Source organism: Dickeya poaceiphila (genome assembly GCF_007858975.2).
Classification (GTDB): domain Bacteria; phylum Pseudomonadota; class Gammaproteobacteria; order Enterobacterales; family Enterobacteriaceae; genus Dickeya; species Dickeya poaceiphila.
This window is the reverse complement of record NZ_CP042220.2, coordinates 1,097,921-1,117,902: the sequence shown is the minus strand read 5'-3', so window position 1 is coordinate 1,117,902 and position 19,982 is coordinate 1,097,921. Positions and strand designations below refer to the sequence as shown.

At 49.3% G+C, this 19,982-nt stretch carries 23 protein-coding genes, 1 tRNA gene and 2 pseudogenes; 15 read left to right on the top strand and 11 right to left on the bottom strand.

The window, feature by feature from the left end; translation table 11 throughout:
* Nucleotides 1-87: 87 nt before the first annotated feature.
* The 3 genes from ppk1 (at nucleotide 88) to Dpoa569_RS05000 (ending at nucleotide 4,133) form a co-directional block, all read left to right on the top strand.
* The gene (ppk1, locus tag Dpoa569_RS05010) at nucleotides 88-2,157 is read left to right on the top strand and encodes a polyphosphate kinase 1 (RefSeq protein ID WP_042871997.1); all 2,070 of its coding nucleotides are present in this window, start codon (nucleotides 88-90) and stop codon (nucleotides 2,155-2,157) included.
* A gap of 4 nt (nucleotides 2,158-2,161) precedes the next feature.
* Complete coding sequence (ppx, locus tag Dpoa569_RS05005; RefSeq protein ID WP_146411108.1) at nucleotides 2,162-3,691, top strand: exopolyphosphatase; 1,530 nt, start codon at nucleotides 2,162-2,164, stop codon at nucleotides 3,689-3,691.
* A 217-nt stretch (nucleotides 3,692-3,908) separates the two neighbouring features.
* On the top strand, nucleotides 3,909-4,133 hold the full coding sequence (locus Dpoa569_RS05000; protein WP_071604333.1) for a YfgG family protein: 225 nt from the start codon (nucleotides 3,909-3,911) through the stop codon (nucleotides 4,131-4,133).
* 245 nt (nucleotides 4,134-4,378) lie between these two features.
* Here the strand turns inward: Dpoa569_RS05000 and Dpoa569_RS04995 are convergent, their stop codons facing one another.
* A complete protein-coding gene (locus tag Dpoa569_RS04995) occupies nucleotides 4,379-4,807 on the bottom strand; it encodes a universal stress protein (protein WP_042872001.1) in 429 nt (142 codons plus the stop codon).
* Between the two features lie 210 nt (nucleotides 4,808-5,017).
* On the opposite strand from Dpoa569_RS04995, the gene Dpoa569_RS04990 reads away from it, so the two are divergent.
* A complete protein-coding gene (locus Dpoa569_RS04990; RefSeq protein WP_042872003.1) occupies nucleotides 5,018-5,386 on the top strand; it encodes a DUF4186 domain-containing protein in 369 nt (122 codons plus the stop codon).
* A gap of 16 nt (nucleotides 5,387-5,402) precedes the next feature.
* Here Dpoa569_RS04990 and Dpoa569_RS04985 read toward each other — a convergent pair whose 3' ends face one another.
* Entirely contained in the window at nucleotides 5,403-5,927 is a 525-nt protein-coding gene (locus Dpoa569_RS04985; RefSeq protein ID WP_042872005.1) for an isochorismatase family protein, read from the bottom strand.
* A gap of 409 nt (nucleotides 5,928-6,336) precedes the next feature.
* Between Dpoa569_RS04985 and Dpoa569_RS04980 the strand changes: the two genes are divergently transcribed.
* Together Dpoa569_RS04980 and Dpoa569_RS04975 are read left to right on the top strand one after the other, a co-directional pair.
* The gene (locus Dpoa569_RS04980) at nucleotides 6,337-6,648 is read left to right on the top strand and encodes a hypothetical protein (protein ID WP_042872006.1); all 312 of its coding nucleotides are present in this window, start codon (nucleotides 6,337-6,339) and stop codon (nucleotides 6,646-6,648) included.
* A gap of 59 nt (nucleotides 6,649-6,707) precedes the next feature.
* Nucleotides 6,708-7,220 carry a GrpB family protein gene (locus Dpoa569_RS04975; RefSeq protein WP_042872008.1) on the top strand — a complete coding sequence of 171 codons (513 nt, stop codon included), beginning with the start codon at nucleotides 6,708-6,710 and terminating at the stop codon, nucleotides 7,218-7,220.
* A 111-nt stretch (nucleotides 7,221-7,331) separates the two neighbouring features.
* On the opposite strand, the pseudogene Dpoa569_RS04970 reads toward Dpoa569_RS04975, so the two are convergent.
* The 3 genes and pseudogenes from Dpoa569_RS04970 to Dpoa569_RS04960 form a co-directional block, all read right to left on the bottom strand.
* A pseudogene (locus Dpoa569_RS04970) lies at nucleotides 7,332-7,607 on the bottom strand (GrpB family protein); the annotation flags it as partial.
* Nucleotides 7,608-7,667: 60 nt separating this feature from the next.
* Nucleotides 7,668-8,042, bottom strand: a pseudogene (locus Dpoa569_RS04965) (IS630 family transposase); the annotation flags it as partial.
* Nucleotides 8,043-8,398: 356 nt separating this feature from the next.
* Nucleotides 8,399-8,611, bottom strand: a complete 213-nt coding sequence (locus Dpoa569_RS04960; RefSeq protein WP_042872010.1) for a helix-turn-helix transcriptional regulator — start codon at nucleotides 8,609-8,611, stop codon at nucleotides 8,399-8,401.
* Between the two features lie 244 nt (nucleotides 8,612-8,855).
* On the opposite strand from Dpoa569_RS04960, the gene Dpoa569_RS04955 reads away from it, so the two are divergent.
* Both Dpoa569_RS04955 and mazF read left to right on the top strand, forming a co-directional pair.
* Nucleotides 8,856-9,107, top strand: coding sequence for an AbrB/MazE/SpoVT family DNA-binding domain-containing protein (locus tag Dpoa569_RS04955; protein ID WP_042872012.1), 252 nt, complete (start codon nucleotides 8,856-8,858; stop codon nucleotides 9,105-9,107).
* Nucleotides 9,107-9,439, top strand: a complete 333-nt coding sequence (gene mazF, locus Dpoa569_RS04950; protein ID WP_042872014.1) for an endoribonuclease MazF — start codon at nucleotides 9,107-9,109, stop codon at nucleotides 9,437-9,439. Before Dpoa569_RS04955 ends, mazF begins: the two co-directional genes overlap by 1 nt.
* An 83-nt stretch (nucleotides 9,440-9,522) precedes the next feature.
* On the opposite strand, the gene Dpoa569_RS04945 is transcribed toward mazF, so the two are convergent.
* Together Dpoa569_RS04945 and Dpoa569_RS04940 are read right to left on the bottom strand one after the other, a co-directional pair.
* The gene (locus Dpoa569_RS04945; RefSeq protein ID WP_227983131.1) at nucleotides 9,523-9,873 is read right to left on the bottom strand and encodes a hypothetical protein; all 351 of its coding nucleotides are present in this window, start codon (nucleotides 9,871-9,873) and stop codon (nucleotides 9,523-9,525) included.
* A 131-nt stretch (nucleotides 9,874-10,004) separates the two neighbouring features.
* Nucleotides 10,005-10,092 (bottom strand) — tRNA-Ser (locus tag Dpoa569_RS04940).
* 235 nt (nucleotides 10,093-10,327) lie between these two features.
* Between Dpoa569_RS04940 and yccA the strand changes: the two genes are divergently transcribed.
* Both yccA and tusE read left to right on the top strand, forming a co-directional pair.
* Nucleotides 10,328-10,987 carry an FtsH protease modulator YccA gene (gene yccA, locus Dpoa569_RS04935; protein ID WP_042872017.1) on the top strand — a complete coding sequence of 220 codons (660 nt, stop codon included), beginning with the start codon at nucleotides 10,328-10,330 and terminating at the stop codon, nucleotides 10,985-10,987.
* 156 nt (nucleotides 10,988-11,143) lie between these two features.
* Nucleotides 11,144-11,473: a sulfurtransferase TusE gene (gene tusE, locus Dpoa569_RS04930; protein ID WP_042872019.1), complete on the top strand. Its 330-nt coding sequence runs from the start codon at nucleotides 11,144-11,146 to the stop codon at nucleotides 11,471-11,473.
* Between the two features lie 23 nt (nucleotides 11,474-11,496).
* On the opposite strand, the gene yccX is transcribed toward tusE, so the two are convergent.
* Nucleotides 11,497-11,775, bottom strand: a complete 279-nt coding sequence (yccX, locus tag Dpoa569_RS04925; protein WP_042872022.1) for an acylphosphatase — start codon at nucleotides 11,773-11,775, stop codon at nucleotides 11,497-11,499.
* A 206-nt stretch (nucleotides 11,776-11,981) separates the two neighbouring features.
* Between yccX and hspQ the strand changes: the two genes are divergently transcribed.
* Entirely contained in the window at nucleotides 11,982-12,305 is a 324-nt protein-coding gene (gene hspQ / locus Dpoa569_RS04920; RefSeq protein WP_042872025.1) for a heat shock protein HspQ, read from the top strand.
* 75 nt (nucleotides 12,306-12,380) lie between these two features.
* Here hspQ and Dpoa569_RS04915 read toward each other — a convergent pair whose 3' ends face one another.
* Nucleotides 12,381-12,794 carry a CoA-binding protein gene (locus Dpoa569_RS04915; RefSeq protein ID WP_042872027.1) on the bottom strand — a complete coding sequence of 138 codons (414 nt, stop codon included), beginning with the start codon at nucleotides 12,792-12,794 and terminating at the stop codon, nucleotides 12,381-12,383.
* 260 nt (nucleotides 12,795-13,054) lie between these two features.
* Here Dpoa569_RS04915 and Dpoa569_RS04910 point away from each other — a divergent pair, with 260 nt between their 5' ends.
* Both Dpoa569_RS04910 and Dpoa569_RS04905 read left to right on the top strand, forming a co-directional pair.
* Nucleotides 13,055-13,702, top strand: a complete 648-nt coding sequence (locus Dpoa569_RS04910; protein WP_042872029.1) for a DUF2057 family protein — start codon at nucleotides 13,055-13,057, stop codon at nucleotides 13,700-13,702.
* 127 nt (nucleotides 13,703-13,829) lie between these two features.
* Nucleotides 13,830-14,288, top strand: a complete 459-nt coding sequence (locus Dpoa569_RS04905) for a methylglyoxal synthase (RefSeq protein WP_042872031.1) — start codon at nucleotides 13,830-13,832, stop codon at nucleotides 14,286-14,288.
* A 69-nt stretch (nucleotides 14,289-14,357) separates the two neighbouring features.
* On the opposite strand, the gene helD is transcribed toward Dpoa569_RS04905, so the two are convergent.
* On the bottom strand, nucleotides 14,358-16,415 hold the full coding sequence (gene helD / locus Dpoa569_RS04900; protein ID WP_146411106.1) for a DNA helicase IV: 2,058 nt from the start codon (nucleotides 16,413-16,415) through the stop codon (nucleotides 14,358-14,360).
* A 153-nt stretch (nucleotides 16,416-16,568) separates the two neighbouring features.
* On the opposite strand from helD, the gene Dpoa569_RS04895 reads away from it, so the two are divergent.
* A complete protein-coding gene (locus Dpoa569_RS04895) occupies nucleotides 16,569-17,015 on the top strand; it encodes a YccF domain-containing protein (RefSeq protein ID WP_042872033.1) in 447 nt (148 codons plus the stop codon).
* A gap of 18 nt (nucleotides 17,016-17,033) precedes the next feature.
* Entirely contained in the window at nucleotides 17,034-19,235 is a 2,202-nt protein-coding gene (gene yccS, locus Dpoa569_RS04890; RefSeq protein WP_042872034.1) for a YccS family putative transporter, read from the top strand.
* On the opposite strand, the gene Dpoa569_RS04885 is transcribed toward yccS, so the two are convergent.
* Nucleotides 19,232-19,861 (bottom strand): TfoX/Sxy family DNA transformation protein, encoded by a 630-nt coding sequence (locus Dpoa569_RS04885; RefSeq protein ID WP_042872037.1) that lies wholly within the window; start codon nucleotides 19,859-19,861, stop codon nucleotides 19,232-19,234. The two genes, yccS and Dpoa569_RS04885, sit on opposite strands and share 4 nt — an antisense overlap.
* Nucleotides 19,862-19,982: the final 121 nt, after the last annotated feature.

The following is a 19,982-nucleotide window of genomic DNA, read 5'->3' as shown; positions in this document are numbered from 1 at the left end:
CGCGCATTCGCTTTTATCGTCATTTGCGCGCCATAATGAACGTGGATAGTAGCTGCACTTAAGTCAAAATAGTGTAATGGAGCGATAATGCATCAGGACAAACTCTACATAGAAAAAGAGTTGAGTTGGTTATCCTTTAATGAGCGAGTTTTGCAGGAAGCGGCGGACAAAACGAATCCGTTGATTGAACGGATGCGATTTCTGGGGATCTATTCCAGCAATCTGGATGAGTTCTACAAAGTCCGCTTTGCCGACCTAAAACGCCGTATCCTAATCAACGAAGAACAAGGCTCCGCCGGCGAACTGCGCCATTTACTCGGCAAAATTCAAACCAGGGTACTGAAAACCGACCAACTGTTCGACAACCTGTACAATGAACTGCTATTGGAAATGGCACGCAACCAGATCTTTCTGGTCAATGAGCGTCAGGTTTCCCCCAACCAGCAAATCTGGCTGCGCGAGTATTTCAGGCAGAACCTGCGCCCACACATCACACCGATTCTGCTTCTGCCGGAAACCAATCTGGTAGAGTTTCTGAAAGACGATTACACCTACCTGGCGGTGGAAATCATCCGCGGCGAGAAAGTCGATTACGCGTTGCTGGAAATTCCATCCGACAAGGTTCCCCGTTTTGTTGACCTGCCGCCAGAAGCGCCACATCGCCGCAAGACGATGATTCTTATCGACAACATCCTGCGCTATTGTCTCGATGATATTTTCCGCGGCTTTTTCGAATTCGACTCGCTTAATGCCTACTCGATGAAAATGACCCGCGACGCCGAATACGATCTGGTCACCGAAATGGAATCCAGCTTGCTGGAATTGATGTCCTCCAGCCTGAAGCAACGCCTGACCGCCAAGCCGGTGCGCTTCGTCTATCAACGCGACATGCCCGATGCCATGGTGGAACGCTTGCTGCATAATCTGGGAATCTCTTCCTATGATTCCGTGATCCCTGGCGGTCGTTACCACAATTTCAAAGACTTTATCGGCTTCCCGAATATTGGCCGCGCCAATCTGGTCAACAAACCGATGCCGCGCCTGCGCCATCATTGGTTCAGCCAGTTCCGCAACGGTTTTGACGCCATTCGCCACCGCGACGTGCTGCTGTACTACCCGTACCACACGTTTGAACACGTGCTTGAGCTGCTGCGTCAGGCCTCTTTCGACCCCAGCGTGCTCTCGATCCGCATCAATATTTACCGTGTGGCGAAAGATTCCCGCATTATCAATTCGATGATCCACGCCGCTCACAACGGCAAGAAAGTCACTGTGGTGGTGGAGTTGCAGGCGCGCTTTGACGAAGAAGCCAATATTCACTGGGCCAAACGGCTAACGGAAGCGGGGGTTCACGTTATCTTCTCGGTACCGGGGCTGAAAATCCACGCCAAATTGTTCCTCATTTCCCGCAAAGAAGGGGACAACATCGTGCGTTACGCCCACATCGGCACCGGCAACTTCAACGAGAAAACCGCACGCCTGTATACCGACTATTCGTTGCTGACCGCAGATGAACGCATCACCAACGAAGTCCGCCGGGTATTTAACTTCATTGAAAACCCATATCGGCCTGTCAGTTTCGACTATCTGCTGGTGTCGCCACAAAACTCCCGCGACCGTCTCTATCAGATGATCGACGATGAAATCGCCAATGCGCAGGCAGGTCAGGAAGCCAGAATCACCCTGAAAGTAAACAATCTGGTAGATAAAGGGCTGGTAGACCGGCTGTATGCCGCCTCCACTGCCGGAGTAAAAATCAATCTTCTGGTGCGCGGCATGTGTTCGCTGATTCCAGAACTCCCCGGAATCAGCGATAATATTCGGGTTATCAGTATCCTTGACCGTTATCTGGAGCATGATCGCGTCTATGTGTTCCACAACGGTGGCAACCACAAGGTCTTCCTGTCATCCGCTGACTGGATGACACGTAATATTGATTACCGTATCGAAGTCGCGGTGGAAATACTTGATAACAGGCTGAAGGAACGGGTGCTGGACATGCTGGATATTTTGTTCAGCGATACGGTAAAAGCCCGTGTGGTAGACAAGGAACTGAGCAATCGCTACGTCACCCGCGGTAACCGGCGCAAAGTACGCGCCCAGAATGCCATCTATGACTATATCAAGGCGCTTGAGCAACCCGGAGAACAGGCCTGACCCAATGCCGTTAACGAATCACACTACCGAACAACCGCAGGAATTTGCAGCTATCGACCTGGGTTCCAACAGTTTCCATATGGTGGTTGCCCGCGTCGTCAATGGCGCGTTGCAAGTGTTGAGCCGCCTGAAACAACGCGTGCATCTGGCCGACGGGCTGGACAGCCAGAACCGGCTAAGCGAGGAGTCTATCCAGCGCGGGCTGGGCTGTCTGGCGCTGTTTGCCGAACGGCTGCAAGGCTTTAATGCCACGAATGTTTCGATTGTCGGTACTCATGCACTGCGCCAGGCGGTCAATGCGCAGGATTTTTTGCGGCGCGCCGCTAAAATTATCCCCTACCCGATTGAAATTATTTCCGGCAATGAAGAAGCTCGGTTGATCTTCATGGGAGTAGAACATACTCAGCCGGAAAAAGGCCGCAAACTGGTTATCGACATCGGTGGCGGTTCCACCGAGCTGGTCATCGGTGAAGACTTTGAACCCATGTTGGTGGAAAGCCGCCGCATGGGGTGTGTTAGCTTCGCCCAACAGTTTTTCCCCAACGGCGAGATTAGCGAAGCCAACTTCCGGCGCGCCCGGCTCGCCGCCGCCCAGAAACTGGAAACACTGGCGTGGGAATACCGTATCTATGGCTGGGACTACGCACTCGGCGCGTCCGGCACTATCAAGGCTACCTGCGAAATTCTGGTGGCGATGGGGGAAAAAGACGGGTTGATCACCCCAGATCGGCTGGAAATGCTGCGTGAGCGCATTCTACAGTTCAAAAACTTTCGGGCGGTCAGCCTGCCGGGTCTGACGGAAGATCGCCAGACGGTGCTGGTGCCGGGTTTAGCTATCCTGTGCGGCGTGTTTGATGCGCTCGCCATTAGGGAGCTACGCCTGTCAGACGGCGCTTTGCGCGAAGGGGTGCTGTACGAGATGGAGGGGCGTTTCCGCCATCAGGATATTCGTATCCGTACCGCACAAAGTCTGGCAAGCCATTACAACATTGACAGGGAGCAGGCAAAACGCGTGCGGGAAACCGCCGAGCAGCTTTATACCCAATGGGCGCAGCAGAATCCCTCATTGGTGCACCCGCAACTGGGAGCACTGCTGAAATGGTCTGCCATGCTGCATGAAGTGGGGCTTGGCATCAATCACAGCGGTATGCATCGCCACTCCGCCTATATTCTGCAAAATACCAACCTGCCGGGTTTCAATCAGGAACAGCAGCAATTGCTGGCGTTAATAGTACGGCTGCATCGCAAGGCGATTAAGCTTGAAGAGTTGCCGCGCTTTAATCTGTTCAAAAAGAAACAGTACCTGCCGATGGTGCAGTTGTTGCGCCTCGCCGCTCTGCTGAACAATCAACGGCAGGCGACCACCACGCCGAAAACACTGCGCCTTATCGCCAGCGAAACCGCGTGGACGCTGATCTTCCCACACGGGTTTTTCAATCAGAACATGTTGGTTCAACTTGATCTGGAACGGGAACAACAATATTGGGATGATGTCAGCGGCTGGAAACTGTACATCGAAGAAGAGCCAGCCTGATCTTTACAGGCCGGCGGCACCTGCGGGTTTGCTGTCCGGCCTGTTCTTAATCCACCTTCACTTTTTCTACGATGTTAATCACAGCGTTATCATCAACCACACGTCTGCCGCCCACCTTCACCGCGCTTTTTTACCCTACTCATCGTTGACCATCCCGCCAGCTTGTGCCTAAATAAAATACAGCGAATGTCCGCGATCACATGGAAACTGAGAACCAATGGCTACGATTACCCACAAACGGCGTATAGCTCTGCGCCAACGACGACGATCCGGTACGCGCATCGCCCGTACTGTACTGATGATTAGTTTTATTATTCTGTTTGGTCGTTTTGCTTATTCCGCCATCGGCGCTTTTCTCCACCACCAGAACACTCAGCAACAACGTACTGAACCGTCTGTTGTTCCTGCTGCTTCAACGATTGTGACGCCCCAACGCGAATAGACCTGTTATCGCCGAGATGATTGATGCAGTGCGTGTCAAGCTGCCATGACTCTTTTGTGTACAGAGCCGCAAAAGTGCGCAGTGCCAAAAAAGATAGAAAAAATAGATAAGAAGCACGCCCTCAACAGCGGCCATCACCGGCGCGTCAGCACAGACAGCCAGTGACGTTGAAATATGGGGCCATTCATGCCGACATGACACCATGCCCCACACGTTGCCTGTTCGACTCACCGCACTATCTTACCTTACCGCACTATCAGCACCGAAGTCTGCGCATGGCGAACAATCGCCGCTGCATTTGACCCCAGCAAATAGGTTTTCACATTCGGGCGGCGCGAGCCGATCACAATCAGGTCGGCCTCAATTTCCTGAGCCAGTTCCAGCACTTCATCGCGCGGAATACCGAAACTAATACTGTGGGAGAGTTTATCCACCGGCAGGTCGATGGTTTTCATCAAGGAATGCAGTTTCTCATCCGCTTTGATCACTGCTTCATTCTCAAACTCCTTAATGCCAAACGAATACGCTGACATAAACGCCGACGCATCCGGCAACACATGAAACAGATGAACAGTCGCGCCGGAATGTCTGGCCAGTTCCACGGCATGTGATAATGCCTTTTGGGTCAGCGCGGCTTCGTCGATATCCACAGGCACTAAAATGGTCTTATACATCATCGCCCCCTTAAATAAGCCATCGTTGTACTGATTAGGGTAGTCCCGTTTGCGATCATACGATGCCATTTTTGAGGTGTTTGTGACTCAACACCAGATTCCCATTACAGAATTATCAATATAATACAATAATTTAACCAGAAAACTTGCCCACATTTAGCAACAAGGGTAGTCTTGGTTGATTCGGACCATTACCCGCAGACTTCGGGCATGACAACACTTGATGAGCTGTTTTCACGGCTATCACGCTCCCGCTTCCGCCAGCGTTTTCATCTGGGCACCAAAGAGCGCGACTACTGCTTTAGCAAAGGGAAAGAGCAGATTGCCGCTCATGCCGCCGATTTCATCGCCCGACGACTGGCGCCGGCAGAACCCGCGAACGATGGCAAGCAGACCCCGATGCGCGGTCATCCGGTGTTTATCGCTCAACATGCCACCGCGACCTGCTGCCGGGGCTGCCTGGAGAAATGGCATCACATTGAGCAACATCGTCCACTCACCGATGACGAACAGCGCTATCTCGTTGATGTCATTCTGTGCTGGCTTGAAAACGAGCTACTCAACTCACCTTTAACCTAACACCCCAAACGTACGTTTAGGCCAGTGCTTGCCACTCATGCAAGATCACCTCGGTGTCCTTCACTAGCAAGGTATTACCGGGAATAATGAAATCGCGCCAGACATCATTATGCTGAGCGATCAGTTGTGCAGCACTCACTGATCGGCGGTCTGCCGTGGTATGGGCATCCCCCGCCACCGTTTGGGCATAACCACGGCTGGCGGCGTTTTTGATGGTGGCATCGACACAATAATCAGTAGCACAACCACATACGGTAACGTGCCGGACATGAAGGCGATTCAGCGTCTCTGCCAGATCGGTGCGATAAAACGCGTCACAGGCGGTTTTGGTGACAGATATCGCGTTCGCGGGGCGATGCAGCGAGGGCAACACCTGCCATGCTTCACTGCCGCACGGCATCGCTGCATCCGTATGTTGAATAAAAATGGTCTGATCCGCCGCATCAATCAACCGATTGATGCGTTCAACCACGCTATCCTGCTGATAACGCGGCGTGGCGAACACCCCGTTTTGCATATCGACTACGATTAACACCTGCATGTTTTTCTCCGAAACCCATAACGCGAGCCATTATCATACTGCGCTACCGGGGAGGCTGGCATAACCACATGAACGGAAATTGAAACCGGGGTTGAAAACTGAAAAATCAGTGCAAACGAAAACGGGCCAGCATAATGCTGACCCGTTAGAATTCTGATGAAAATCCCCCCCCCAATAACGTTCAACAGTCGCCAACACAACTCACTTTATTAATATATTGCCACCATCTATTTTTTGATGACATATTGCTTCACCCTCTAAAATCAGGCATTATGCAAAATTCGTCTATATTAAAAAATAACCGAGTGTGAATTTTCTCTCAACATGTAATTTTAAAATACATAAAGAAAGAAAACATATCCCTCTTTATTTATTTGATTAATTAACCTTACTACGCAGGAGCCAAACAATGATAGTAAGAACATGGCATGGCTGTGTACCATTAGAATACGCAGAAAGTTTTGCAAATCATCTCCAATTAACAGGAGTCGAGCATTCGCAGAGTATCAACGGCAATCGAGGAGCATTTGTTAAACGGGTATCCCAAGGAGATTGGGAACATTTCTTCCTGGCAACGTATTGGACTGACATTGGTGCAGTTAAAGCTTTTGCTGGTGAGGATTATCATATTGCTGTAACCTATCCTGAAGATGATAAATTTTTTCTTTTATCTGATCCTTATGTTTTTCAACATGACGTTCAGGCTATACACCCGTTGTAAATACCAAGTGAGTGTTGCCTGATTATCCGCTGAGAGAATGATAAAAAACGGAGGATTTTATGGCACTGACTAGCCAAATTGTTGAATATACCAATCAGTGGTCAGACATGTTCATTGCTGAAAAAACTCGACTCATCACTGTTTTCGGCCCTAAAATCATCAGAATTCATCATATCGGAAGCACAGCAATACCAGGCATTGCAGCAAAGCCAGAAATCGATATTTTAGTGGAAGTTTCAGATCACGAAGACGAGAATAATATAGTTCATAAAATGGCGGTACTGGGATATATAAAAGGCAAGGACCTCTCAGAAGGACACCATTTCTATCGCCGTGATGTAAACGGAATTCGAACTCATAAAGTTCACGTATGCCTCACTGGACACACAGAAATTTTCCGCATGATATTATTCCGTGACATACTCAGGCAAGATTCCATCCTCCGGCAACAGTATCAGAATTTAAAACTTGAACTTGAATCCACGAACAAATTTGGAATTAAAGAATATCTTGAAAAAAAAGCACCTTTTATTAACGAAGTTATAGACTCGACATTGAAAGCGAAGCAATAACAAAAAAATGTAATATTTTTATCCCTCCACTGGCAACCCAATGCACCGAAAATAATGTTCAGAATAGTTTATTTACACCCTAAATAATGGTTGTCAAATTAAGGGACACACCCTAGTAAAATATCGGTGATTTGGAATACCATTTTCACCACGCGCAGTATATCCCGCATTATCCATTGCAGCGTTTAATTCGTCCAGTTAATTCAAATCAACGGCCTCTAACAATATGTCGATTATGGGTTTTGCTGCCAATCCCGGTACCGCCGTACTGCCAACATGGTGAATCTGTGAAATAACCTGACCAAGTGTTATCTGTAACAGCACGCTTTCAGCTTCAAATAAACCTGGCCACAGCTCATCACAAGGAACAATCGTCACTTGTCGCATATTTATACATTCTCCTTTCCCTGCCAACCTACAGTTATCGTGTTATATACCCAATAAACCTCAAGACGCAGATTTGAGCACCTGGAAATGATCGTTAATTCGGGATGTTAGCGAGTCCGCTATCTTCGGTAGCGTCTGGCTAAAAAATGTCAACATCACCTCCCTGAACTCCCGTTTACTGCTGAAATAGCGACTGTTCCGGGCGTGCTCATTCATTAATTTCCACATTCGCTCCACCGGATTCAGATTCGGGCTGTAAGGCGGAAGGTAATGCAGCGTTATATTCACCACTTCTGCCCAGTCTTTTACCAACTGTGAACGGTGATAACCCGCTCCATCCAGAATCACATGCACTTTCTGGTGATAATCAGGATAGTGCTTGCGTATCTCATTGAAAAAGCGCGATACGTTGTATTCATTAATCGTTTTATATTCACAGATAAACGGATAGGCTCGATCACAAACACGCTTATCACAACTGGGGTCGCAAAGGTGCTCAAGTTCAGCTTTCTGTGTATCGGTGATAAAGATTTTCATCCTGGCAGCATGATCCTCTGGCATGACAAAATCAAGCATCTTCAATGATCACGGGTATAAAAATATATTATCTGATAAGATATTCATTGCTATTTCAGGTTCCTTTTCATTTATGTGATAAATTGTATTCTCAATACCCCTGTAATGTAGATTTATTTTCAATAACGATTTCTTTAGACATATTGGTTCCTCATAGTTAAATGCTTTTATATTTCAGTATTGATTTATTAACTCATTTCTGGACGGATAATAAGTTATTTAGGAGAGTAACGAGAATCAGAGATGATTCCATCAATCCATGCATCAATCTCACTTTCAACAAACGCCACAGACCTTAAACCGATTTTTACCTTATCCGGGAAACGACCTTCTTTAATAAGCTCATACATCTTGGTTCGACTAAAACCAACTCTTCTCAACACTTCAGGTATAAGGATTAATCTTTTTCCTACGATTTCATTTCTCATTGTCTTTTCCTCTGTTGTTTCGACAGGAGCTATAGTAGGAAAAATTGAGATCACAAGATGCAGAGATTGGCGAACAAGATTTTTTGAGAAAATGGCAGGACGTGGTTTTCGGGGAAAATGGAAGTTTGTGGATTTCGCTGGTTTTGAAGAAATGTCAGATCTTGTTATGTATCTACAATGTAGATTGACACTTACATTTAAATGCTCTGCATTGTATATACGTTCAGTTCAATGAGGATTTTTTATGATCGATGTTCCAGTTAAAAAATGGGGAAACTCACCTGCAATACGTCTTCCCTCATCTGTTATACAAGCGTTTGATATGACATTTAACGATAGCTTTGACATGGAGATCAGGGAAACAGAGATTGCTCTGATCCCCAAGAAAAAACCCAAGTATCAGTTTACGCTGGATGAGTTGCTCGAAGGGATGACGCCTGAACATGTCCATGAGAAAGTTGATTTTGGCGCACCTGTCGGCAAGGAGCTGCTTTAATGGTTTCTCGTTTTGTTCCTGATTCCGGCGATTTAATTTGGTTAGATTTTGAACCGGTAGTGGGGCATGAACAGGGAGGACATCGCCCCGCTGTTGTTCTTAGCCCCTTTGCTTATAATAATTTGACCGGAATGTGCTTATGCGTCCCATGCACAACCCAGCGCAAAGGGTATAGCTTCGAAGTCGAATTATCTGGAGACCGTGAAAGCGTGGCTCTCGCCGATCAGGTCACTTGTGTAGACTGGCGTAACCATAAGGCAACAAAGAAAGGCAAAGTGACTACCGATGAGTTAGAACTCATCAGAGCAAAAGCTAAGGCTTTGATTGGATAACAATTCCATTCGGTGGTGTCAGAAAACACCACCTATTACTATCTGAAAAGACCAATAAATCATCATCGTTACTGCTGATACCACTATTTTTCCTCTTCTTCTTTTTCGTTCATCTTCATCGCTTCGGCTACTTTGGTATCTATCATATAGTTATTTTTACTCAGCCAGAGGTTAAACAGTCGATCAAATTCACGCGTGAGAACCTTATCAGCAAACGGTTTGTCGGTATCCTTGATTTGAGCGCCGCCCCTGATAACTTCTGAGTCGTTAGGGTAGAGGAGACGTAGTAGCCGAATGTTGAGCCACAAATACAGTGGGTGCGTTTCAATGTCGGTCAGCCTGCGCGTACCTTCTTCTTTTGATGCAGGTGATGATGGCGCACCAGGTGAAGATGGATTTTTGAAGAAATGAATTAAAAGGAGATGAGTGGGCAACCAGGAGAATAAGGCGAAAAAAACAGGCAGGCCAGAAACAAAAAAAGTCCCTTCTATATGGGACTTTTATTCCGTACCTTATGCAGTACAAACCAAAAGCGATTACTAAATCATTAATTTTATTTAATTAGTGGCGGAGGAGTAGAGATTCGAACTCTAGAACGCTTTCGCGTCGCCGGTTTTCAAGACCGGTGCCTTCAACCACTCGGCCACTCCTCCGCAACGACGCGAACTATAAACAGTGTGCAGAATATTGTAAAGCGGTACATCGCTCAATTGCCTGAAAAACAGCCAGCAACAGATTGAAAGCGTACAAAATCGCCATCATGCTCATATTGTCAACTGAGTAAAGAAGGGTAAAACGGCTTTAATAACATAATGCAACTACTTACTCTCTTCAAAAACACCAATGGCTTAGAACAACAATGGCCCTTTAACAGAGAGAGTCGTTACTATGGATCGCATTATTTCCACCGCCACTCGTGGGCAATCGCTGCTCAGTACTCACAAAGTACTTCGCAATACTTATTTCCTGCTATCGCTGACGCTGGGTTTCTCCGCCGTCACTGCCACCATGAGCACCGTGTTGAATCTGCCTGCGCCGGGTCTGATTCTGACACTGGTCGGTTTTTACGGCCTGATGTTTCTGACATATCGGCTGGCGGAACGTCCGGCAGGTATTCTGGCCGCGTTCGCGCTGACCGGCTTTATGGGTTATACCCTTGGTCCCTTGCTAAGCACATTGATTGCGGCAGGCGCCAGCGACATTATCATGCTGGCGCTGGGCGGCACGGCGCTGGTGTTCTTCTGCTGCTCCGCTTACGTGCTGACCACCCGCAAGGACATGTCTTTCCTGTCCGGTATGTTGATGGCAGGTTTCGTGGTGCTGCTGGTGGCAACCATTGCCAACCTGTTCCTGCATTTGCCGGGGCTGCATCTGGCTATCAGCGCGATGTTTATCCTGTTTTCCGCTGGCGCCATTCTGTGGGAAACCAGCAATATCATCCACGGCGGCGAAACGAATTATATTCGCGCGACAATCAGTCTGTATGTTTCCATCTACAACCTGTTTGTCAGCCTCCTGAGTCTGTTGGGAATGTCACGCAGCGAATAATCAAAGCACACAATACATACCGCTCAACCAGGTGCCTTTTACGGCGCCTGGTTTCTTTTTAGCTGACATCAGCGCAAACCGGTACCACAAACCATCTTCTGCTCACATGCCAAAGTTTGCTAGACTAGGCGCGTTTTCACGTCATACCGAGGCAATATGTTAGTGTTTGAAGAGCGGGTCATCGAAACCGATGCTCAGGGATATCTGAAAGACAGCAACGACTGGCAGGAAGACATGGCCCCGATGCTGGCAGAGCAGGAAGGCATCACACTCACTGATGCACACTGGGAAGTCGTGCGCTTTGTCAGAGCGTTTTACATCGAATTCAATACATCTCCGGCCATTCGCATGTTGGTTAAAGCGATGGCCCAGAAATACGGCGAAGAAAAAGGCAACAGTCGCTATCTCTATCGCCTGTTTCCCAAAGGCCCAGCCAAACAGGCCACTAAAATAGCCGGGCTGCCGAAGCCGGTAAAATGCATCTGAATAGTCAGTTGCAGGCTAATTCATCAATACTGAATGCTAAAATCACGCTCATCGGTGGCAGGATGCGGCTCCACCAATACCTTGTCCACCCTTGCATGACGCGGTCCCCCCTGTTTTAGCCAGGCAACCAGTTGCTCTACGGCATGGTCCTCGCCGCTGGCAACAACTTCCACACTGCCGTCATCACAGTTTCTGACATAACCGCGCACGCCCAACTGGCGTGCCTGCAGTTGAGTGTGGTAGCGAAACCCCACGCCCTGCACCATTCCGTAAACCCAGGCAATCACAGATACCGTCGACATATCGTCCTCCTCTAATCGCGTACCGGGTTCAGTGTAAAAATGCATCAGAGTTAACGCCTTTTTACCATCGGTCAGCCTATTATTAATACAATAGAAAGACTGACAGGCTAACCACCCTGATGCAAATTGCCCCTGCGCCTGATGACTTGAAAACCACACGCCATTCCCCCATTTAGGGTACGTAATGCGCTTAGTCGGGAGGTCATATGATTAACTGTAAATTCACCATCGGACAGCAGATTCGTCATAAGTTACTGGGTTACCCTGGCGTCGTCATCGATATTGATCCTGAGTATTCCCTCGAACAACCAAAGTGGGAGGAGCTTTCGGTCAATGATACCTTGCGAACCGCCCCCTGGTATCACGTAGTGATGGAAGATGAGCACGGTCGTCCTATTCACACTTATCTGGCTGAAGAACAATTGATAGAAGAACACATGATCAGTGAGGACCGCCATCCCTCTGATCATCCATCGCTGGACGAACTGGCCGCCACAATCCGACGCCGTGCGCCGCGTCTGCTGCACTAACATATGACGATGGGATGATTGCAGCACACGTCTGCGGTCAGTGTGATTCCTTATCGGGACCTGAGGCGGCCCAGCCTATTTTTCCAGCCCCAGGCGGGGAATTTCAATTTTCGGACAACGATCCATCACCACCGACAAGCCGGCGTCATGCGCCAGTACTGCCGCCGCTTCATTAATTACGCCGATTTGTAGCCACAACACCCGCGCGCCAATCGCAATGGCATCCTGCGCCACTTCAAACACGGCATCCGACTGGCGAAAGACATCCACCATATCCACCGGTTCTGGAATTTCAGCCAGTGATGCGTAGACATGCTGCCCCAGCAGCGTGTTTCCCGCCAGGCCAGGATTAACCGGAATGACCCGGTAGCCTTGCCCAAGCAGATAAGCCATTACCCCATAGCTGGGGCGTGAAGGGTTATCGCTGGCCCCAACCAACGCAATGGTTTTTACCTGATTAAGTAACGCTTTGATATCGTTGTCTTGCATTATTATCTCCGTGACTGTTAATCCGACCAACGCCCACTTCAGCGCTGATGCAAGAAAAACTGGCGTTGTCTGTTATCAGTGTAATGCAGAATACCCAGATCAATACGTTGTACCGGCAAAATCAATCGACAATCGAATAACGGGTGTAACGACGTACTTCCTTGCCACCTATTAATAACAAAATATTTCATTTTTAAAATTTTGACACACTCTATTCATTGCTGAACAATACAACGATGAGATCCGTAATGAGGCATGATATGAAAACAGTTTCCGCTATCGCCGCCATGCTGTGGTTGCTCACGCTCAGTTCTCCAGCGATGGCAACAACGCTAAAACTCAGATCGGATATTGAGCTGATGATGATTGATGGGAAAAAAATCTCCGGTTCGTTACTTAATGGCGCCGACAGCCTCGAACTGGAAAAAGGCTACCACCAAATTGTTTTTCAGGTCCTGAAACCAGTTGGTAGATCAATGGGAACCCGACAGACTTATCGTTCTCCGGGCCTGATTAGCACATTTGATGCTCACAACCTCAGTGAAGTTTCCATCCGTCTTCCTGGCCTGGAAGACTCCGGAGCATGGCAGCGTTTCAGCCAGTCACCCGATTACCAACTGGTCGATAGCAAAAACCAGCCGATTGCTACCCACACCGATGTATTACGCATTGACGAATCAGCGTTAGCAGGTGAAATCGAAATACGTATGGCGGATTACAATCGTTCAGGCCAGCCCGCAGCCGTCATTACCTTCGCTCCGCCGTCCCCTGCCAGAAATTCTGCCGCGACCTGCACGCCAGACAATTCGTCAGATACGCTCGGTATTATGCAATCCTGGCTTCAACAAGCCGACAAAGGAACACGTCAGCGCTTTCTGGAATGGGTTAAAGAAAGAAAAACGCATTAATCATGCTGATTTTAAAGACAAAAAACACCGCTTTTGGAAAGATGCTCGCATTTTTTCAGTCTGCTGCTTTCCACTGAAACCCTGTTTCCGTAATCTGTAAAAACTATACTGTTCTAAGGATGTCGCTATGGAGTACACCACCCGCACAATCGAGGTGCACAAGCACATTGCACTGGTTGCGCACGATCACTGTAAAGAATCGCTGCTGGAATGGGTTAGCGCCAACAAGACCCAACTGGCGGAACACCATTTGTATGCGACCGGCACGACAGGCAACCTGATTCAACTGCATACCGGCCTGCCTGTCAGGAGTATGCTGAGTGGGCCGATGGGCGGCGATCAACAGGTGGGCGCCCTGATCTCCGAAGGGAAAATCGATATGCTGATTTTTTTCTGGGACCCGCTCAATGCCGTGCCGCATGACCCTGACGTCAAAGCGTTGTTACGCCTGGCGACAGTGTGGAATATCCCAGTCGCCACCAACCGCTCCACAGCAGACTTCCTGATTAATTCCGCGCTGTTCCGTCAGCCGGTTTCCGTCACCATTCCGGATTATCAGCGTTACCTTCAGGGCCGTCTGAAATAACCACCGTTTCCCTGCTAAAACTGGCCGCTAACCGGCCAGTTTTTTTCTCAAGAATTTAAACAAATAACGTTAACCCGGTTTGCGCTGTATCGGCACCCCCAACTGATGCAGATCATCCACAAATACCGAGGGTTCATCGTGATCGTACAGCAACCACACCTGATGTTTCGCTCTGGTCAATGCCACATATAACAAACGGCGTTCTTCTGCGTCTGGAAAGGGTTCCGGTCGTGGCAACAATACCGCTTCCAGCACCGACTCGCGTGGTGGTGCTGGAAAACCATCACGCCCTTCATGCAACCCCAGCACAATCACATAGTCCGCCTGCTGTCCCTTGCTGGCATGAATCGTCATGAAATCGAGGTGCAAATGCGGCCAGCGAGTCTGCGCCTTATCCAACACATCAGGGCGTAAATGGTGATAGCGCGCCAGCACCAGAATACGTGCCTCTGGCGTCACATAGCCACTCATCTTATCCAGCAAGGCATCCAACTGTTCTTGCGGCAGCAACACGACCGATTTCTTATCACCATTTCGCAAGCTGTTGAGTGTTTTTTTCAACTGGGCCGGGTTTTGCTGAATAAAACGGTTGGCGATATCTCCAATACGGTGGTTAAAGCGATAAGTGGTATCTAATACACACTGCGCCCCGTCACCAAAATGCTGTTCAAATGCTGTGGTAAGCGTCAGTTCAGCGCCGCTAAAACGGTAAATCGCCTGCCAGTCATCCCCCACTGCAAACAGGCTGCTATCGGGTGATTGCCGACGCAACGCCTCCAGCAATCGGGCGCGCTGGGGAGAAATATCCTGAAATTCATCCACCAAAATATGTCGCCACGGACTGACAAAACGCCCTTTATCAAGATAGTTGATTGCCTGATGGATCAAACCGGAAAAATCTACAGCACCTTCATCTTTTAGCGCTTTTTTCCAGACTTTCAGTAACGGCGCCATTAAGCGCAACCGTTGCTGAAACAGAGGGCGCGTTTCGTCATCAGCCAGCGCCAACATCTCACTTTGGGTGCCACCGTGCATCCGCATCAGGCCTAACCACCGCTCCAGGCGACCAGCCAGTCTCGACGCAATAGCCGCATCCTGCCAGAAATTCCCTTCAGGCAATGTCCACTCCAGTTCTTCAGTCAACCATTGCCGCCACCCTTTCGCCTGGGTTTTCTTTTCGTCACATTGCTGCTGCCAGTGCTGAATCAGAAATGCGCGCCGGTGTACACCGTCGGTTTCCAGTTGACTGATCACCGGAGCTTTACGGCTGCACTGCTGAATGATATGCAGCGCCAGCGCATGAAAAGTCATGGCCTGAACATCGTCGGCAGGCAGCCGCTCACGGATGCGGCTGTTCATTTCATCCGCGGCCTGTCTGCCAAACGCCAGCAACAGAATCTGCTGTGAAGACGCCTCAGTGCGATACAGCAACCAGGCAGCACGCGCCACCAACACCGACGTTTTGCCACTGCCCGCACCAGCCAACACCAGTACGGCATTCTCGCCATTCACTACCGCACGACACTGGCTAAGATTCAACGGCGAACTTTCCACCGTATCGAAAAATGCACGCTGTTCGATCAGGACATTTTCTGCCCAGCGCTGGTTGGCTTGCTGGCGCAACATCTCCCCTTGCTCCAGCCAACGCAGACAACGCTGATAGTTGTCACGGCAGGACTCAAACTCATCCAGACGGACCAGCGGCAACGGCAGTGCGGCAAACCCTGCACGAATATCCTGCTGGACGCGTACCAGAATCTGACGGCTGAACCAACCATCTGCCGCTTCCTGATGTGCAATCTCATCGACCAGTCGCTGCAATACCGCTTTGCAGACCTCGCTCATCTCCTGGCTCCAGCTTTGCCAGGACTTGAACAGATGGCGAAAAAACTGCTGGGTTTCCTGCCACTCAGTACCGTGCAGGCGCACGACCTTATCTTCCGGCAGTTCGAACTCCAGTTCGCCCCAAATCAACCCTTTCTTACAGCGAATCGCCAGCAACTGATTAAATGGAATGAGATATTCATGCCGATCACCGCTGACATTGACGCCGGCATTCAGCAATTGCACGCGATTGTAAGGGTGCTGTGCCAGATGCTTACCCAACGCGGTAGATTTCAGTTCCATGAGTCCTGCGCCATGCTCAAAAGAAATGTGTAAAGTTGTAGTGTAACCGTTATCCGACCTCGCGCTCTAGCCAGAAAAACGCGTTAGAATAACCCGGCTAATAATGTGATAATTCGTTTCCAGTCATAGGGTTTGACCGAGGGTAGTCATATCATGCGAGCCGTACTCAATATCCTGAATTTCGTGCTGGGCGGTTTTTTTACGACGCTCGCCTGGTTGCTGGCTACTGTCGTCAGCCTTGTTCTGGTGTTTACCCTGCCGCTGACACGTTCATGCTGGGAAATTACCAAGCTCTCGCTGTTGCCATATGGTAATGAAGCTATTCACGTTGATGAGCTACGGCCAGAGCAAAAAAGTACGCTGCTCAATGCCAGTGGTACATTGCTCAATGTGTTCTGGTTGATCTTTTTCGGTTGGTGGCTGTGTCTGTCGCACATTGCCAGCGGTATCGCCCAATGCCTGACTATCATCGGCATCCCGGTTGGGATAGCGAACTTCAAAATTGCCGCCATTGCCCTGTGGCCGGTAGGCCGGCGCGTGGTATCAGTGGAAGAGGCACAGGCTGCCAGAGAAGCCAACGCCCATCGGCGTTATCAGTAACCAGGACGGATTATCATCGTGCAACAGAGCGTCACAACCAACCTGCGGCGAGTTATCTATAATAGTAGCTGGCTGTATAACCTGCGGATACTGATCGCACTCAGTGGTGCGGCGCTTGTCCCCTGGTGGTTAGATGTCTCCACCAGCACCATCCCTTTAACACTGGGTGTGGTCGCGGCAGCGCTGACCGATCTTGATGACCGGTTGTCTGGACGCCTGTTTAACCTGCTGATTACCCTTGCCTGCTTTCTGGTCGCCTCGGTGTCGATCGAACTGCTTTATCCACACCCGTGGTTATTTGCCATCGGACTGGCGCTCTCAACCTGGAGCTTTATTCTGCTGGGTTCGCTGGGGAAGCGCTACGCGACTATCGCTTTCGGCGCATTGCTGATAGCCATTTATACCATGCTGGGCATTTCGCTTTACAGCGATTGGTACCAACAACCGTTTCTACTGTTATTAGGGGCGCTGTGGTACAACCTATTGACCCTGCTTGGTCACCTGTTATTTCCCATTCGTCCATTGCAGGACAATCTGGCCCGGTGCTATCAGCAACTGGCGCACTATCTGGAAACCAAATCCAACCTGTTCGACCCTGATATCGATGACAACGATCAACCATTGATCGATGTAGCGATGGCCAACGGCCAGTTGGTGAATACACTCAATCAGGCCAAGGCATCGTTACTGACTCGGCTACGTGGTGATCGGGGCCAGCGTGGCACCCGGCGCACGCTGCACTATTATTTTGTCGCGCAGGATATTCACGAACATGCCAGTTCGGTACACATCCAGTATGAACAATTGCGACATATGCTGCGCTACAGTGATGTACCTTTTCGATTTCAGCGTTTGCTATTCATGCTGTCTCGCGCCTGCCAACTGGTATCACAGTCCATTTTACTGCAGCAAAAATACCAGCATGATTACCGCATTGAGCGGGCCTTCTCCCATTTAGACGCCGCTATCGACCGGCTGGCAGCTCAAGGGGTAGAAACGTTATACATCAAGGCGTTGCGCTATTTACTCAATAACTTACGGGCGATTGACGCTCAGTTAATCAATATCCAATCCGAGCAGACGCTTGAACGCCACAATCATCGCCTTCCGGCAGAAAGCCGGCTATCTGACGATAAAATTACCGGCTGGAGCGACATCCGGTTACGTATTAGCCGTCACCTTACTCCACAGTCATCGCTGTTTCGCCATGCAGTGCGTATGTCACTGGTACTGTGTATCGGTTACGCAATTATTCAGTTGACCGGCTTACACCATGGCTACTGGATTCTGCTGACCAGTCTGTTTGTCTGCCAGCCAAACTACAACGCCACCCGCCGCCGCTTAGCATTGCGCATTGTCGGAACGCTGGGCGGGGTACTCATCGGCGTACCGCTGCTGTATATCGTGCCATCACTGGAAGGGCAACTAACCCTGATTGTTATCAGCGGCGTACTGTTTTTTGCCTTTCGCACTGTGCAATACGCACAAGCCACACTGTTTATCACCCTGCTGGTACTGATGTGTTTTAATTTATTGGGCGAAGGGTTTGAGGTCGCCATTCCAAGAGTGGTCGATACGTTGCTGGGTTGCGGCATTGCCTGGGCGGCGGTCAGTTTTATCTGGCCAGACTGGAAATTCCGCGGACTGCCTGCGGTAATTAATAAGGCTATGAATACAAATTGTCGTTATCTCGACGCCATCATGATTCAGTATCGTCATGGCAAAGATAATGGACTGCCTTATCGTATCGCCCGCCGCGATGCTCACAACAGCGATGCGGAACTGGCTTCGGTGGTTTCCAACATGTCAGCTGAACCCCATGCCCGGCCCAACACACTGGAAAACGCCTTCAGATTGATGTGCCTTAACCACACACTGCTGGGATATATTTCCACGCTGGGAGCACATCGTGAGCATATTCAGTCGGCCGAGACCCTGCAATTACTCAGTGATGGCGTTTGTTATGTCGATGACGCACTTCATCAAGACAACAGCGATCAGGCAACGCTGGCGCTGGACAGAGAGCTGGAAGCACTGAAAAACCGTATCCATACCCAGTATCCGGAACAGGATAGTCGGGAACAACTGGTATTACAGCAGGTTAACTTAATCATCGGCCTGCTGCCGGAACTGACGCAACTGAAAAACCAAATGATTGCTGAAGAAAATCGCTCACAGGAAACGATGCATCGGAATCGACAACAGACCTCAGAGCACTAATTGATTCGGGGCGGTCTGAAAGCTCGCGGACTGGTATTCTCAAACCATTCAATCAACTCACTGCGCATTCCTTGCGGCAGCGCAGCTTGATGGACGCCGCAAATAGCGCCTGCCAACGCCAGCAGCACATTAACGCTCAGATTTTGGCTGACAGAACGCAGTTTAAGATAGCTGATTTTCGCCCCAAACCGATGTAATTCATCGATATTCTTAATTCCTACCTTCCAGAGTAAACGTTCCAGATCGTGATTGATATTCGGTAAATCTTTCAGCCTGATGCAACGTTTTCTGGCTGCTTTGTCCTGACAAGCGCCCTGCAGCGACAGCGATGCCAGCTCCAACAAAGCCGACTCATCTCGCCAGAGTTCCTCACTGACCAGATAATAATTAAGCGGCACCGGCAAACCACGTTTGGTATAAATCAGTTTAGGTGCCTGTTGTTCGAGGAAAAAACCCTCGTTACGAGGCGCAGCACGCAGATAGAGTTCCCCGCTGGATACAAGCGCGAAAATCACACCATCCGCCGCAATGCTGTAACCGCCAAATTGTGAGCGGGAGAAAATATGCCCCAGCGGCGCAAATAACGCTTTCGCCTGTAAAATCCTTTTTTCGCATAGTTTTTTCATTACTTATTCCTTGTATTGAGTGTTTTTTCTTGTTTACCAGAGACATCCGTAGCAGGAACAATTAATTAAACACAGCGAAACAGTGTCTTCAAATACAAAAAATGTCATGTGGGCAATAGTC

Coding starts and splice junctions, on each gene's coding strand:
- yccX (WP_042872022.1), bottom strand. CDS start 11,775: ATGTCGACGGTATCTGTGATTGCCTGGGTTTACGGAATGGTGCAGGGC.
- Dpoa569_RS04985 (WP_042872005.1), bottom strand. CDS start 5,927: ATGCAGGTGTTAATCGTAGTCGATATGCAAAACGGGGTGTTCGCCACG.
- Dpoa569_RS04995 (WP_042872001.1), bottom strand. CDS start 4,807: ATGTATAAGACCATTTTAGTGCCTGTGGATATCGACGAAGCCGCGCTG.
- Dpoa569_RS04960 (WP_042872010.1), bottom strand. CDS start 8,611: ATGAGAAATGAAATCGTAGGAAAAAGATTAATCCTTATACCTGAAGTG.
- Dpoa569_RS04895 (WP_042872033.1), top strand. CDS start 16,569: ATGCGAGCCGTACTCAATATCCTGAATTTCGTGCTGGGCGGTTTTTTT.
- Dpoa569_RS04980 (WP_042872006.1), top strand. CDS start 6,337: ATGATAGTAAGAACATGGCATGGCTGTGTACCATTAGAATACGCAGAA.
- Dpoa569_RS04975 (WP_042872008.1), top strand. CDS start 6,708: ATGGCACTGACTAGCCAAATTGTTGAATATACCAATCAGTGGTCAGAC.
- yccA (WP_042872017.1), top strand. CDS start 10,328: ATGGATCGCATTATTTCCACCGCCACTCGTGGGCAATCGCTGCTCAGT.
- Dpoa569_RS04910 (WP_042872029.1), top strand. CDS start 13,055: ATGAAAACAGTTTCCGCTATCGCCGCCATGCTGTGGTTGCTCACGCTC.
- ppx (WP_146411108.1), top strand. CDS start 2,162: ATGCCGTTAACGAATCACACTACCGAACAACCGCAGGAATTTGCAGCT.
- Dpoa569_RS05000 (WP_071604333.1), top strand. CDS start 3,909: ATGGCTACGATTACCCACAAACGGCGTATAGCTCTGCGCCAACGACGA.
- ppk1 (WP_042871997.1), top strand. CDS start 88: ATGCATCAGGACAAACTCTACATAGAAAAAGAGTTGAGTTGGTTATCC.
- Dpoa569_RS04885 (WP_042872037.1), bottom strand. CDS start 19,861: ATGAAAAAACTATGCGAAAAAAGGATTTTACAGGCGAAAGCGTTATTT.
- Dpoa569_RS04905 (WP_042872031.1), top strand. CDS start 13,830: ATGGAGTACACCACCCGCACAATCGAGGTGCACAAGCACATTGCACTG.
- hspQ (WP_042872025.1), top strand. CDS start 11,982: ATGATTAACTGTAAATTCACCATCGGACAGCAGATTCGTCATAAGTTA.
- Dpoa569_RS04990 (WP_042872003.1), top strand. CDS start 5,018: ATGACAACACTTGATGAGCTGTTTTCACGGCTATCACGCTCCCGCTTC.
- helD (WP_146411106.1), bottom strand. CDS start 16,415: ATGGAACTGAAATCTACCGCGTTGGGTAAGCATCTGGCACAGCACCCT.
- Dpoa569_RS04955 (WP_042872012.1), top strand. CDS start 8,856: ATGATCGATGTTCCAGTTAAAAAATGGGGAAACTCACCTGCAATACGT.
- mazF (WP_042872014.1), top strand. CDS start 9,107: ATGGTTTCTCGTTTTGTTCCTGATTCCGGCGATTTAATTTGGTTAGAT.
- Dpoa569_RS04915 (WP_042872027.1), bottom strand. CDS start 12,794: ATGCAAGACAACGATATCAAAGCGTTACTTAATCAGGTAAAAACCATT.
- tusE (WP_042872019.1), top strand. CDS start 11,144: ATGTTAGTGTTTGAAGAGCGGGTCATCGAAACCGATGCTCAGGGATAT.